General features: G+C 56.7%; 12 protein-coding genes and 1 other RNA gene. 7 read left to right on the top strand and 6 right to left on the bottom strand.

Annotated elements, in window-relative coordinates; translation table 11 throughout:
- Positions 1-2: 2 nt before the first annotated feature.
- From yejB to MWU51_RS11795, 3 genes are all read right to left on the bottom strand, one after another.
- The gene (yejB, locus tag MWU51_RS11805; protein WP_247037409.1) at positions 3-1,082 is read right to left on the bottom strand and encodes a microcin C ABC transporter permease YejB; all 1,080 of its coding nucleotides are present in this window, start codon (positions 1,080-1,082) and stop codon (positions 3-5) included.
- Positions 1,083-1,126: 44 nt separating this feature from the next.
- The gene (locus tag MWU51_RS11800; RefSeq protein ID WP_247037407.1) at positions 1,127-3,019 is read right to left on the bottom strand and encodes an extracellular solute-binding protein; all 1,893 of its coding nucleotides are present in this window, start codon (positions 3,017-3,019) and stop codon (positions 1,127-1,129) included.
- Positions 3,020-3,187: 168 nt separating this feature from the next.
- Positions 3,188-3,721 carry a cytochrome c family protein gene (locus MWU51_RS11795; protein WP_247037406.1) on the bottom strand — a complete coding sequence of 178 codons (534 nt, stop codon included), beginning with the start codon at positions 3,719-3,721 and terminating at the stop codon, positions 3,188-3,190.
- Between the two features lie 120 nt (positions 3,722-3,841).
- Between MWU51_RS11795 and MWU51_RS11790 the strand changes: the two genes are divergently transcribed.
- On the top strand, positions 3,842-4,675 hold the full coding sequence (locus tag MWU51_RS11790) for a prephenate dehydratase (RefSeq protein WP_247037405.1): 834 nt from the start codon (positions 3,842-3,844) through the stop codon (positions 4,673-4,675).
- Positions 4,676-4,685: 10 nt separating this feature from the next.
- Here MWU51_RS11790 and MWU51_RS11785 read toward each other — a convergent pair whose 3' ends face one another.
- Positions 4,686-5,165, bottom strand: coding sequence for an SRPBCC family protein (locus MWU51_RS11785; protein WP_247037404.1), 480 nt, complete (start codon positions 5,163-5,165; stop codon positions 4,686-4,688).
- Between the two features lie 45 nt (positions 5,166-5,210).
- Positions 5,211-6,176, bottom strand: coding sequence for an NAD(+) diphosphatase (nudC, locus tag MWU51_RS11780; protein ID WP_247037403.1), 966 nt, complete (start codon positions 6,174-6,176; stop codon positions 5,211-5,213).
- Between the two features lie 193 nt (positions 6,177-6,369).
- Between nudC and MWU51_RS11775 the strand changes: the two genes are divergently transcribed.
- The 3 genes from MWU51_RS11775 to rsgA all read left to right on the top strand — a co-directional run bounded on the left by MWU51_RS11775 (position 6,370) and on the right by rsgA (position 9,683).
- A complete protein-coding gene (locus MWU51_RS11775; protein WP_247037402.1) occupies positions 6,370-8,283 on the top strand; it encodes a bifunctional 2',3'-cyclic-nucleotide 2'-phosphodiesterase/3'-nucleotidase in 1,914 nt (637 codons plus the stop codon).
- Between the two features lie 37 nt (positions 8,284-8,320).
- An RNA gene (gene ffs / locus MWU51_RS11770) (signal recognition particle sRNA small type) lies at positions 8,321-8,418 on the top strand.
- A 248-nt stretch (positions 8,419-8,666) separates the two neighbouring features.
- Positions 8,667-9,683 carry a ribosome small subunit-dependent GTPase A gene (rsgA, locus tag MWU51_RS11765; RefSeq protein ID WP_247037401.1) on the top strand — a complete coding sequence of 339 codons (1,017 nt, stop codon included), beginning with the start codon at positions 8,667-8,669 and terminating at the stop codon, positions 9,681-9,683.
- An 84-nt stretch (positions 9,684-9,767) separates the two neighbouring features.
- On the opposite strand, the gene MWU51_RS11760 is transcribed toward rsgA, so the two are convergent.
- Positions 9,768-10,259 carry a dual specificity protein phosphatase family protein gene (locus MWU51_RS11760; protein WP_247037399.1) on the bottom strand — a complete coding sequence of 164 codons (492 nt, stop codon included), beginning with the start codon at positions 10,257-10,259 and terminating at the stop codon, positions 9,768-9,770.
- A gap of 109 nt (positions 10,260-10,368) precedes the next feature.
- Between MWU51_RS11760 and MWU51_RS11755 the strand changes: the two genes are divergently transcribed.
- The 3 genes from MWU51_RS11755 to recR all read left to right on the top strand — a co-directional run bounded on the left by MWU51_RS11755 (position 10,369) and on the right by recR (position 13,188).
- Positions 10,369-12,147 carry a DNA polymerase III subunit gamma/tau gene (locus MWU51_RS11755; RefSeq protein WP_247037398.1) on the top strand — a complete coding sequence of 593 codons (1,779 nt, stop codon included), beginning with the start codon at positions 10,369-10,371 and terminating at the stop codon, positions 12,145-12,147.
- 86 nt (positions 12,148-12,233) lie between these two features.
- Entirely contained in the window at positions 12,234-12,578 is a 345-nt protein-coding gene (locus tag MWU51_RS11750) for a YbaB/EbfC family nucleoid-associated protein (RefSeq protein ID WP_247037397.1), read from the top strand.
- Between the two features lie 13 nt (positions 12,579-12,591).
- The gene (gene recR, locus MWU51_RS11745; RefSeq protein ID WP_247037396.1) at positions 12,592-13,188 is read left to right on the top strand and encodes a recombination mediator RecR; all 597 of its coding nucleotides are present in this window, start codon (positions 12,592-12,594) and stop codon (positions 13,186-13,188) included.
- Positions 13,189-13,198 lie beyond the last annotated feature (10 nt).

Raw genomic sequence — 13,198 nt, 5'->3', positions numbered from 1 at the left:
GGTCAGACCTCGCGCCCTTCAAAGTCGATGCGCGGATCGACAAAGACATACATGAGGTCAGACAAGATGCCGATCAAAAGGCCTATCAACCCAAAAACGAACAGCGTTCCGAAAATCACGGGGTAGTCGCGTTGCAATGCGGCCTCGAAGCCCAACCGGCCCAACCCATCCAGCGAGAAAAGCGTTTCAATGATAACCGAACCGCCAAAGAAAACGCCAAGGAACACAGCCGGGAAGCCCGCAATAACGATCAGCATGGCGTTGCGAAAGACATGGCCATAAAGCACACGATGTTCAGTCAGGCCCTTGGCGCGGGCTGTGACGACATATTGTTTTTTAACCTCGTCCAGAAAGCTGTTTTTTGTCAAAAGGGTCAGCGTTGCGAAGCTGGCAATGGTCGAGGCAAAAACCGGCAATGTGATGTGCCAGAAGTAGTCTATGATCTTGCCGCCAAGGCTCAACTCGCTCCAATTGTCCGAGGTCAGGCCGCGCAGCGGAAACCATTGCAAGTAAGACCCTCCGGCGAATACAACCAGCAAAAGAATTGCGAACAGGAAACCGGGGATCGCATAGGCCACGATAATCACACCGGATGTCCATGTGTCAAAGCGCGACCCATCGCGCACGGCTTTGCGCACACCCAATGGGATCGAGATGATATAGGCGATTACGGTTGACCAAAGGCCCAGAGTAATTGACACCGGCAACTTTTCTGCAACCAATTCGAAGACGCCAATCGACCGGAAATAGCTTTCGCCGAAATCCAGCCGAATATAGTTCCAGAGCATCGAAAAAAACCGTTCCACGGGTGGCTTGTCGAAGCCAAATTCTATCTCTAGCTCCGCAATGAATTCGGGCGGCAACCCCCGAGCGCCGAGATAGCGTTCATCACCACCGCCGCCGCCTGCATCAGCTCCGCCGCCGGCAATGGTGGCAAACACGTCGCCTTCGCCCTCCATCTGGGCGATGATCTGTTCGATGGGGCCACCCGGGACAAACTGGGTGAGGGTGAAATTGATCACCATGATCCCAAACAGGGTCGGGATAATCAGAAGAAGCCTGCGCAGAATATATGCGCCCATTTGGGTCTCGCTCTCTTATTCGTGCCTTGGTCGTGCGGGTCGCGTCAACGCAGCACGCCGTCTGCCTTCAGTTTTTCTGCTTTTTCTGCGTTAAACCACCAAAAGTCCAGATAGCCCAGGTCATAAGGGGGCATGGGGTCGGGATGTTCGAACTGGTCGTAGTACGCGACGGTGTGCTTGTTTTTATACCATTGTGGCACCATAATCCGCATTGCACGCATGACCCGATCCAGCGCCTTTGTTGCGGTGATCAGTTCTTCTTCGGTGTCGGCATTGCGAATGATCTCAATCAAGCTGTCCACTGCCGGGTCAGCAACGCCGGGCGAGTTGAAGACGGAAACGGCAGCATCTTTCGAGCCGAAAGCCTGTGCTAGATTGCTGCCGGGTTCAGAACCGAATGCCAGTTGATCGGTGATAATGTCATAGTCGAATGCATAGCGACGATCGACAAATTGCGAAGTGTCCACCCTGTTCAGAACTGCATCGACACCGATCTTGCGCAGGTTTTCAACATAGGGCGTGATCACCCGGTCGAAAGTAGGAGAGAAGGTCAGAAACTCGACCTTCAGCGTTTTTCCTGCAGCATCACGGCGCATTCCGTCATTGCCAACCGTCCAGCCTGCATCTTCAAGCAACCGCGACGCTTCGCGGGCATTGCGTCGGTCAAACTGCTTGTCGCCAGATGTTGGTGCCATGATGGCTTCGCCCAATGCTCCTTCTGGCAGCTTGTCACCCAGCGGCTCCAGCAAGGCCAATTCTTCGAGCGAGGGTAAGCCCGTAGCTTCCAGATACGAGTTTTCTGCGAAGCTGTTCACCCGCTCGTAAAGGCCATAAAAAAGCGCCTCGTTCGACCATGTGAAGTTGAACATCAGGCCAAGTGCTTCGCGCACGCGAATGTCCTGAAACTTCTCTCGACGTAAGTTGAAGACAAACCCCTGACCCGAGGCTTGATTGCCGTCATCCAATTCGGCCTTGATGACATGGCCGGACTTCACCGCCGGAAAGTCATAAGACGTTGCCCATTCTTTCGAGCTGTTTTCGACGCGGAATGTGTAGCTGCCGGAAGAAAAGCCCTCCATCGCGGCGTTGCTGTCGGCGAAGTATTCGATCCGGATCGTATCAAAGTTCCAGCGCCCCTTGTTGATCGGCAGGTCCGCCCCCCAATAGTCCGGGTTGCGTTTGTAAACGATGCGCTGGTTGATCTGATAGCTGTCGAGCGCATAGGGGCCTGTGGCCATGGCTTGTTCAAGACGGCTTTCATCCAGACGCGCGCCGGTCTTTTCAAACCACGCTTTCGACAATACCGGAGTTGCTCCGGCCTGCCCGATGCGATCACGGACTGAGCTGTCGGGATGAAAGGTGAATTTGACGCGGTGTGCATCAAGGGCTTCGACACTGGCGATGATCCGGCTGACACCTTCACGGAAGCTCACCAGCCCTTGCTCCATGAACAGATCGTGGGTGAACACTACATCCTCGGCGGTTACTGGGGTGCCATCAGCAAATCGAGCCTCAGGCCGCAATGTGAAGATTACCCAGCTTTCGTCTTCGGGATACTCAAGGTTTTCGGCCAGCAACCCGTAAGAAGTGCCGATCTCGTCCGCGGTGCCGGTCATCAGCCGTTCAATGTTGCTGGAGGCAAGCGCACCCGGCACGCCTTTGCGCGCGAAGGGGTTGAAGCTGTCAAACGTACCGTTCTCGGACGATATGATTATTTCACCGCCCTTTGGTGCGTCAGGGTTCACATAATCCAGATGGGGAAAGTCCGGCCCATATTTCGGGGTGCCGAAGTATGAGTAAGCATGGGATTTAACAGTCGTTTCGGCCTGCGCAAGCAGTGGCGAAAGCAACAGCACTAACCCAATCAGCAAACCCCAGAATGCCTGCATACGGGTATTGGATATGGGAGCGATGGCGCGTGTTTGGATTGGCTTCATCTGGGACTCCTTCAGCGGATCGACGAAAATCGTTTTTTGTAAGCTAATGGGGCTGCCTGATAAACTGCAAGGCGCGATTTGGTGATCTGGCCGAGATCAGGTGAAATCGCAAAGAAAAAGGGCCGCCCCAGATAAGGAGCGGCCCAGAAATTTTGAATTTGTCAGCGTCTAGCCGCCAATGGTTTGAAGATAGGCAATCAGGTCAGCCCGATCTTCGACTTTCTTCAAACCGGCATATGTCATCTTGTTGCCAGGTGCATAAGCTTTGGGATTGGCCAGCCATTCGTTTAGCTCGTCCGGTCCCCAGCTTCCGCCATGTCCAGCCAACGCATCGGAGTAATTGAAGCCACCGACACTGGCCACTTCACGGCCGACAACACCATAGAGGTGCGGCCCGGTACCATTGGCGCCATCTTCCAGCTTGTGACAGGCGCGGCATTTGCCCCAGACCTTTTCGCCCTTGGCGGGGTCGGCTGCAGCCAACAGGTCGGCGAACGGCACGGCCTCTTCTTCCACTTCAGCCTCGCCGCCATCCGTGTCGGTCGCGATCATATAGCCGGTTTCAGTATGACCGTCTTCGCCACCGTGGCCACCGGCACCGGTCGAATACAGTCCGTCTGCCGCCCAAGAGCCCAGCAGGAAGAACAGGAGGGCGCCGATTACAGCGGCCCCGGCTTTCGTCATTGTCATTGTGTCGAACATGTCGCGTTCCGTCTCATCCAAAGTCAAAAGCCTTCTAGCCGCTTCCATTGCCATGTTTCAAGCGATATGAGGCGCGACGTGTTGCACTTTAACGCTAACCGGCAAAAAGGGGACTGCGAAATGACCAGCCGTATCGCCTTTCAGGGGGAGCCTGGCGCGTATTCGCACGAAGCCTGTATTGCAGCCCGTCCTGATCTTGAGCCAATGCCCTGCGAATCCTTTGAAGAGGTGATCGCGGCTGTACGCGGTGGCGCTGCCGAACAGGCAATGTTGCCCATCGAGAATACGACCTATGGCCGGGTCGCTGACATTCACCGTCTGCTACCCGAAAGTGGGCTTCACATTCTGGATGAAGCTTTCGTGCGTGTGCGTATCAGCTTATTGGGCCTTCCGGGGGCAAAGGTGGATGACATCAAGACAGTCCGTGCCCATATGGTGCTGATCCCGCAATCGGCGGCTTTTTTGAAAAGCCATGGTATTCGCGGGGTTTCTGCGGCGGATAGTGCCGGTGCGGCAGCGACGCTCGCCCAGACAAAGGCGCAAGGTGAAGGCGTGCTCGCCTCGGCCCTGGCCGCCGAGATTTATGGGCTGGATGTGCTGGCCGAGGACGTGGAAGACCATGGCCACAACACGACGCGCTTTGTGATCATGGGGCGCGAGGCCGATCTTTCGCGTCGTGGCGATCATGGCATGATGACGACCTTTGTGTTCGAAGTGCGCAACATCCCTGCCGCCCTTTACAAGGCAATGGGCGGGTTTGCGACCAATGGCGTGAACATGACCAAGCTGGAAAGCTATATGGTGGACGGATCGTTTACGGCGACCCGTTTTTATGCCGATATTGAGGGCCATCCGGAAGATCGTCCGGTTCAGCTTGCGCTGGAAGAACTGGCTTATTTCACTTCGACGCTTGAAATTCTGGGGGTCTATCCGCGCGATCCGGCCCGCGATTGATCAAAACCGATCAGCGAATCGGATGAACTGTGGTGCGATATCGGCTCTCGATGGACTGCGCATAGTTCGCCACTCGCTTGCGATAGCGTTTCACTAAAGACGCGCGTGCCAGCTTCATGGATTGCAAAAGCAGTCGCGCGGGAATGGTCTTGGGTCGCATGTCGATGCTCATTGTCATGCGCGTACGATTGCGTGACAGCGACATAAGCTCCACCTCGACCGTTGCCTCGATCCCCGAGACTTTCGAAAACAGTTCGATCTGATGCGGGGCTTCGTAGGTTTTCAACAACATGTCCGCAGTGCGGGTGCGATTGCGAAACGGGAATGACGCATGCCATGTCATGCCCTGACCCGGTGAAGTAAGGTTGTCGGTGCGCGTGACTTCGGCTCCGCGACGCATAGCGGCCCGCTCGATCCCATCGAAATCTGACACAGCTTCGAACACCTGCTCCAGTGTGGCCTCTATGTCTTCGCGGGTCTTGAACTTCATACGGGGTCTCTTTTTGTTTCGGATGCTGTCGGGCCGGTTGTGGTCTTATTCAAGCCGGTCTGCAAGCCAGTTTGACAGTAGAAAATGCGCGATTGATCCCTTTCTGGCAGGCAACATATCAGGGTTATGCCCGGCGAACACCTCCAGCATTTCTTCTCGGCTGACCCATACTGCTTCTTCCAACTCGGTGGGGTCGAGCGTGATGTCTGTTGTGGTTGCCAACCCATGAGTTCCGATCATCAGCGATGATGGAAAAGGCCAGGGTTGGGATGCCAGATAGTTGACTATGCCGATACGCACGCCGGTTTCTTCAAATACCTCGCGGCGGGTCGCAGCTTCGATGGTTTCCCCCGGCTCCATAAACCCGGCCAACAGTGAAAACATACCATCTGGCCACAGGGCATTGCGACCAACCAGAACTGCGTTGCAATGCGTGATCAGCATGATGACCACGGGATCGGTGCGCGGAAAATGTGGCCGAGCACAGGTCGGGCAATCCCGTTGCCAGCCACCCAGCACAGGATCACTTTTATTCCCGCAGTTGGCGCAGAACCCATGGATGCGGTGCCATTCCAATATACTGCGGCCGGTTGCGGCGATCTCTGCCTCCAGCGGTGTCAGTTGTGCCATGACACCGCGAAGTTCAGCAAATCCCTGGGTGTCGGGCGTGTCGGGGAAGTGTTGCCATGTTTGATCAACGAAGGCACTGGGATCAGGGATATCCCCTTCGGCGACCCAGTCCGAGACATCTACGGCAAATATCGGGCCACTTTCGTCACGGCCGAGAAATACCAACCGATCTTGCCGCGATCGCAGTTGCGGGTGGTCCAGTTCTAAAAAAGCCAGTGTGAGGTGATGTTCCAGTCCGCGTTCGAATAATGGTTTTCCGCGCCAGATGGGAAGGATGCGTGCGATCTGGGTCAGACGAAGCAGTTCAGAGCTGTCGGTGCGCAATTCCGTAGCACGGTCCAGAAGTCCGGTGCCGAAAGTAACCTGTTCGGCAATTTTCATACTTACCTCAAACGTGTCGTGTTGCGTTAGGGCACGCTAACAGGACGTCAACAATTTAACACCCGCATTATTGAAGTTGCGATTAAGCACGTTAAAGTTGCAAATGAGTTCTTTCAAATTACTCTTGAATGTTTTTCAATGAACGAAAGAGTTTCCCAAAGGGAACATCCCTAGACGGGCAGGAGGGACATTGGTGTCGACGCTTGTTGAGCAGATTTCAGGCTGCGAGGAGACGATCCGCGCCCGGTTGCGCATTCTTGCAACGACCGATTTGCATATGCACATCCTGCCTTATGACTATCTGGCTGACAGGCCGGTGGATGGTTGGGGTTTGACAAATACAGCTGATCTGATTGCGGATGCGCGCGCCGAAGAACCGAATACGATCTTAGTCGACAACGGGGACTTCCTGCATGGCACTGCAATGGGTGATCTAGTTGTCGAACAGTATCGTGTGGCAGGTGGGGCGGACGTTCCCTCGGTGCATCCCATGATCGCCGCCATGGATCATTTGGGATATGACGCAGCGACGTTGGGCAATCACGACTTCGATCGCGGGATCGAAGTTCTGTTTGACGCCATCGAACAAGCAGAGTTTCCCATTGTGTCCGCCAACACAATCGTTCGGCGGGCGGCAACGCCTTTGCAGGATGCCACGCTTATTCCGCCCTTCACCATTCTGAACCGAAAGATTATCGATTCAACGGGCATGGAGCGCGCGATCCGCATCGGTGTAATCGGGTTTCTTCCTCCAGGGTCACTGAAACTTGGGCACAATTCGGGCGCAGCGCCACAGACACGCGATATTATCCAAACTGCTCAGGCCTTTGTGCCCTATCTTAAAGCGCGTGGGGCGGTCATCATTGTAGCTTTGGCGCATTCCGGACTGGGTGACGAAACATATGTCGAAGGGATGGAAAACGCGTTACTTCCTTTGTCGCGTGTGGCGGGAATTGATGCGATTGTCGGCGGTCATTCCCATCAGGTCTTTCCCGAGCAAGGTACCTTTCCCGTCGGGTCAGACGGGCTAAGCGAGCATCTGAACAATGTGCCAACCATCGTGCCGGGCTTCTGGGGGTCGCATCTTGGGGTGATTGACCTTGATCTGGTCCATGATGGCGACCGGTGGTCCGTCGCAGCAGGTCAAGCCGCGTTAAGAAAGGTCAAGGGCGTGCGGGATATATGCGCGGTGCCCAAGGCGCCTAAGCAATTTCCGAACTGGGTTCAGAAACTGCATGAAAGCACACTTGGTCATATGCGCACGCCGATTGCCCGTTGTGCAAAAGATCTCGACAACTTCTTTGCGCTGGCTGGGGGTGATCACGCGACACGTCTTGTGCAAGAGGCGATGATCGCCCACGCCACACAGTATCAGGCAGATAATCTGGGTTGGGATCTACCCGTTCTTGCCTCCAGCGCGCCGTTCAAGTCTGGGGGATTGGCCGGGCCGAATTACTATTCCAATGTGCGTGCAGGACAGATGACACTGCGGTGCTTGTCCGACCTGTATGTGTTCCCGAATGAACTGACATTGATCCGTGCAACTGGCGCCTATCTGTATAGCTGGCTTGAGCGATCCGCGAGCCTGTTCAATCGGGTGTTGCCGGGGGAGCGGGCTGTTCCGTTGAAAGACGATGGAACGCCGGGCTATCTGCTCGAGTCTGTGTTGGGGTTAACGTATCAGATAGATCTAAGCCAACCCGCTCGTTTCACGCCAGACGGGGCTGCATCTGGGTTAAGCGGTCGACGCATCGTCGATCTGAAGCACAAGGGGCGGCGGGTTCAGGACGCGGATGAGTTTCTGCTGGCAACCAGCGATTTTCGCGTCTGCGGAGGCGGCGGTTATCCGGCTGTCCCCAAGGATCGGGTTGTTGTCATGCCCCCTTTCGCCATCCGCGATGTACTGAAAAGCTTTGTGCTACGGACGGGCTTGGTAGATATCTCAACTGACCCGATCTGGCGGTTCGCCGAAGTGGCCGGGGCCAGTGTCCGGTTCAAGTCGTCGCCCGCGGCCTGCAAATCGCGTGTGCACTATCCTTGGTTGCCCATCCGTTGTGTAGATATGTGTGACCACCAAGGGTTTGCACATTACGAGATGGAACTCTGAGGCTTGCATCGGTCTAATCTGCCTCATATATGAGGGTCGAGAGGTTGGCGCGGGCAGGCGCCTCGCCAATCTGGTCAGGTCCGGAAGGAAGCAGCCACAACGAGCCCCGCTTGGGTCGTGTTCAGCCTCTCACCTACTTTCAATTGCAAAACAATTGAAACACCGACAGGCAAAACATTTTTTTGTCGAACCGGGATACTGATTATGGTTTGCGCCAGCGCGGACCAATGAACGGAGGGATATCATGATTGACGTCACCCCCCTTCGGGCAGGAATTTGCTAAGCGGGTGTATCGCCTTTCTGCCTGAGCACGCACATCCCAAGCCGCAACTGCGCGCGGGGTGAAATGCCATGCAGAAACAGGCAAACCAATGACATATCAAATGACGGACCTTGGATGGTGTTCCTATTTTCAATCCCAATGTGATGATGCAGTTGGGTTAACGCCTTATCGTCTTACGGAAATCCATCGCAGCCAAATGAACGCGCTGGGCGCCGTAGGAGAGGTAACGCTGACCTCACCCAAACTGGCCGCAGGTGAACTGGCGGTCGGGGACTGGGTGCTTGCGGATCCCGAGATGCGTATCCAGCAGGTGTTAGAGCGGAAGTCTCTGCTGCAACGACGCGCGGCGGGAACGGATGCACAGACACAATTGATCGCGGCGAATGTGGACACGCTTTTCATCGTGACCTCGTGCAACGACGATTTCAACATCGCCCGCATCGAACGGTTTCTGGCTCTTGCGCACGAGGCTGGGTGTTACCCCGTGCTGGTGCTGACCAAAGCCGATTTGTGCGATGATCCCCGCCAGTACGAATCCGAAGCGCAGGCGCTGGACTCTATGCTGACAATCCTGACCGTGAATGCGCGTGACCCTGATGCCGCCGAAGCTGTGGCCGCGTGGTGCAAACCGCCACAGACAGCGGCGTTTATCGGGTCATCGGGTGTGGGGAAAACCACCCTGACAAATGGGTTGACTGGGGGCGATGCGGCGACCGGTGGCGTTCGCGAGGATGATGCCAAAGGGCGACATGTGACGACCGCGCGCAGTATGCACCCTATGCAGAACGGTGGCTGGATCATCGACATGCCGGGGATGCGGGCCTTGCGCCTGCTGGACACGCGAGAGGGGATCGACAGCGTTTTTGACGATCTGGCCGAGTTGGAGACGCAATGTCGGTTCTCGGACTGCGCCCACGAAACTGAGCCGGGCTGTGCCGTCCGCGCGGCTATTGAGGCCGGAGAGTTGGATCTGGAACGGTTGCAACGGTGGCGTAAGCTTCGGGCAGGCGAGGCCAAGAACACCGAGACCTTGGCAGAAAGCTGGGCACGGGAGCGAAAGTTCTCGAAGATGGTGAAGGGGGTCACGAAAGGCGCGGGAAAGCGGAAGGGGCGGTAAAAAAAGAGGGGCTAGCCCCTCTGCGATGCGCGCATTCACCCCAGGATATTTTCGACCAGAAGAAACAGCAGACGGAAGGAGGGGTTAGCGTGCCGGCAGGCTGGCCCAGTGCAACTGTGCATCCGTTTCGACAGCGCAGGGGCGTGTCGTGCGCAGGCGGGAAAGAGCATCGTCAGGCGCTTCGCCCATTTCGACCATCAGGCGCAAGAGAATCATGCCGGAGCGTCCACAACCGCCCTTGCAATGGGCCAGCACCTTGCCGCCTTGGGATAAAGCCTGCTGTGCGAGGGATGATATCTCGGTCCAACGAACGATTGTCTCTGCTTCTGGTGCGCCGAAGTCGCGAACGGGCAAGTGATGCCACGCGATGCTGCTTGCGGTCAGATCAGCCTTAAGGCTGGATGCCCCATATGCGGCCATTTCGTCGACAGTGGTCATGGACAGAACAAGCGATGGACGCCATTTCCGTATCGTAGCAATGTCATCAGAATATCTGCCCCAGCGCCCCGGAAGCGGGCAGATGCCCAGATGTCCGCTTCCCAGCGCAAGGTCTGAAATGGTGAAGCTGTTTGGCATATTATGCGTTTATCATGCGGGCAGGACGGCTCCAACCCAGAGTTCGGTGGACGCCGTGTGATGCCCGGCCTAATCTGTCCCGGATACGAATCCGGCACCGAAGGGTCACATGTCAGACGCAGCTTCCACAGATACGCCAAAGGCAAAGCCCTATCAGGTTCTCGCCCGGAAATACCGCCCTGAAACATTTGCCGATCTGATCGGGCAAAAGGCGATGGTACGCACGCTGAAAAACGCGTTCGAAGCGGATCGGATTGCGCAGGCCTTTGTGATGACGGGCATTAGGGGCGTCGGCAAGACCACCACCGCACGGATCATCGCCAAGGGCATGAACTGCGTTGGTCCCGACGGGCAGGGCGGACCGACCGTCGAGCCATGTGGTCAGTGCGAGCATTGCGTGGCGATCGCCGAAGGCCGCCACGTGGATGTGATGGAGATGGACGCAGCCTCGCGCACCGGTGTGGATGATATTCGCGAGATCATTGACAGTGTGCATTATCGGGCAGCTTCGGCGCGATACAAGATTTATATCATCGACGAAGTTCACATGCTGTCGAAGAACGCGTTCAACGCGCTTCTGAAGACGTTGGAGGAACCGCCGGAGCATGTGAAGTTCATTTTTGCGACGACAGAAATTCGCAAGGTGCCGGTCACGGTTCTAAGTCGGTGCCAGCGGTTCGATCTGCGTCGGATTGAGCCTGAGGACATGCTGGCCATGTTGCGCCGGATTGCCGATGCCGAAGGGGCCGAGATTGCAGATGACGCACTAGCCTTGATTACGCGCGCGGCAGAAGGGTCGGCGCGGGATGCGCAGTCGCTTCTGGATCAGGCCATAAGTCATGGTGCGGGGGAAACCACAGCTGAACAAGTGCGGGCCATGTTGGGTCTGGCCGACCGTGGTCGGGTTCTGGATCTGATGGATATGATCATGAAGGGCGACGCCGCAGGCGCGTTGGTTGAACTTGGGGGGCAATATGCCGATGGGGCCGATCCGATGGCTGTTTTGCGCGATCTGGCTGAGGTGTCGCATTGGGTGAGCGTGATCAGGATCACGCCCGAAGCGGTTGAAGATCCAACTGTGTCTTCTGACGAGCGTCGTCGTGGTCAGGCGATGGCGGAAGCACTGCCGATGCGGGTTCTTTCGCGCATGTGGCAAATGCTGTTGAAGGCAATTGAAGAGGTGTCGGTCGCGCCCAACGCGATGATGGCGGCTGAGATGGCGATCATTCGCTTAACTCATGTGGCCGACTTGCCCTCGCCCGAGGAACTGGTGCGCAAGTTGAAAGATCAGCCCGTTCCGCTTGCAGGGCCGTCAGGTGGCGGACCTTCACCGTCCGGTGATAGTGGGCCAGTGGGGCAGGCATCGAACACGCCTCGGATGTCGGGTGGGACTCACTCCGCCGGGTCTGGCGCGACCGCCCTGGCGGTGTCTCAAGCGCCGGAAAATGCGCTGGCACGCTATGCCCGGTTTGAGGATGTGATCGAACTGATCCGGGCCAACCGCGATGTAAAACTGCTGGTCGAAGTAGAGGGCGGTGTTCGGCTGGCCTCATACGCGCCCGGACGGATCGAGTTTACGCCAAGTGACAATGCCCCATCTGATCTTGCCGCTCGTTTGGCGCAGCGTTTGCAGGCTTGGACCGGGGTGCGTTGGGGTGTGACGCTGGTCAACGGATGTGATGCCGCAACCATCACCGAGACGCTGGATGGAGAAAAGCTTGCACTAGAACAGGAAGCGGTTGCGCATCCATTGGTCCAGGCGGTGATCGCCAACTTCCCAAAAGCGCGGATCACCGAGATTCGCACAGCAGAAGATATCGCCGATGAAGCCGCGTCCGACGCCTTGCCCGAAGTGGAAGACGAGTGGGACCCGTTTGAGGAAGAGTAGGGTTTTCGTCGTACGGGCTTCTTGTAAGCCCTGCCGCCTGACCGTATCTAAGACGGAACCAATGAGAATTTTTCGAGGAGCATGACATGCTGAAGGGACTGGGTGGTCTTGGCGACATGGCCAAGATGATGAAAGCCGCACAAGAGATGCAGACCAAGATGTCCGATCTGCAGGAAAACCTGTCTTCCATGACCGTAGTAGGTGAAAGCGGCGCGGGTCTGGTGCGCGCCACGGCCACCGCCAAGGGAGTGCTGACTGGGTTGGATATAGATCCGTCGATCTTTAACCCGGACGAAAAGGAAGTGGTCGAAGACCTGATCTTGGCCGCGATCAAGGATGCGCAAGCCAAGGCGCAGGCACGAAGCGAAAGCGAGATGTCACGTTTGACCGAAGAACTTGGTCTTCCCAAGGACATGAACCTGCCTTTCTGAGGCAGGCATACGCATGTCGGAAGCCCCACGCGATATCGAGAACCTGATCGAGCTGATGGCGAAGCTGCCGGGGCTTGGGCCACGCTCGGCCCGGCGTGCGGTGCTGTATCTGATCCGCAAACGGGCGCTGGTGTTGATGCCGTTGGCGGATGCGATGCAGGCCGTGGCGGAAACGGCGCGGGAATGTGTGGTTTGTGGTAATGTCTCGACCGCGGATCGTTGCGATATCTGCTTGTCGGAAAAGCGCGCAGTGGGCGAGATTTGCGTGGTCGAAGACGTTGCCGACCTGTGGGCGATGGAGCGCGCCGGCCGATTCAAGGGGCGCTATCACGTGTTGGGTGGCACTTTGTCCGCTTTAGACGCGATTGGCCCGGATGATCTGGGCATTCCGCGCTTGATTCAGCGGGTTCAGGATGAAGGGGTCACCGAAGTGATCCTAGCGTTGAACGCCACCGTAGATGGTCAGACCACGGCACATTACATCGCTGAAGAACTGGAAGGCCGATGCGAAGTGTCGTCGCTGGCACAAGGCGTGCCTATTGGAGGCGAACTGGATTATCTGGACGAAGGCACGATTTCGGCGGCACTGGCAGCGCGCAAGCGGTTCTGAAACTGTCGAA

Source organism: Aliiroseovarius sp. F47248L, from assembly GCF_023016085.1.
In the GTDB taxonomy this organism is placed as follows: Bacteria; Pseudomonadota; Alphaproteobacteria; order Rhodobacterales; family Rhodobacteraceae; genus Aliiroseovarius.
Note: the sequence above shows the minus strand (reverse complement) of the source record. Positions and strands in the feature narration are given on the sequence as shown.

What these genes read in the sequence shown, in the direction of transcription:
- yejB (WP_247037409.1), bottom strand. Translation starts at nt 1,082, where the DNA reads ATGGGCGCATATATTCTGCGCAGGCTTCTTCTGATTATCCCGACCCTG.
- MWU51_RS11800 (WP_247037407.1), bottom strand. Translation starts at nt 3,019, where the DNA reads ATGAAGCCAATCCAAACACGCGCCATCGCTCCCATATCCAATACCCGT.
- MWU51_RS11795 (WP_247037406.1), bottom strand. Translation starts at nt 3,721, where the DNA reads ATGTTCGACACAATGACAATGACGAAAGCCGGGGCCGCTGTAATCGGC.
- MWU51_RS11790 (WP_247037405.1), top strand. Translation starts at nt 3,842, where the DNA reads ATGACCAGCCGTATCGCCTTTCAGGGGGAGCCTGGCGCGTATTCGCAC.
- MWU51_RS11785 (WP_247037404.1), bottom strand. Translation starts at nt 5,165, where the DNA reads ATGAAGTTCAAGACCCGCGAAGACATAGAGGCCACACTGGAGCAGGTG.
- nudC (WP_247037403.1), bottom strand. Translation starts at nt 6,176, where the DNA reads ATGAAAATTGCCGAACAGGTTACTTTCGGCACCGGACTTCTGGACCGT.
- rsgA (WP_247037401.1), top strand. Translation starts at nt 8,667, where the DNA reads ATGACGGACCTTGGATGGTGTTCCTATTTTCAATCCCAATGTGATGAT.
- MWU51_RS11760 (WP_247037399.1), bottom strand. Translation starts at nt 10,259, where the DNA reads ATGCCAAACAGCTTCACCATTTCAGACCTTGCGCTGGGAAGCGGACAT.
- MWU51_RS11755 (WP_247037398.1), top strand. Translation starts at nt 10,369, where the DNA reads ATGTCAGACGCAGCTTCCACAGATACGCCAAAGGCAAAGCCCTATCAG.
- MWU51_RS11750 (WP_247037397.1), top strand. Translation starts at nt 12,234, where the DNA reads ATGCTGAAGGGACTGGGTGGTCTTGGCGACATGGCCAAGATGATGAAA.
- recR (WP_247037396.1), top strand. Translation starts at nt 12,592, where the DNA reads ATGTCGGAAGCCCCACGCGATATCGAGAACCTGATCGAGCTGATGGCG.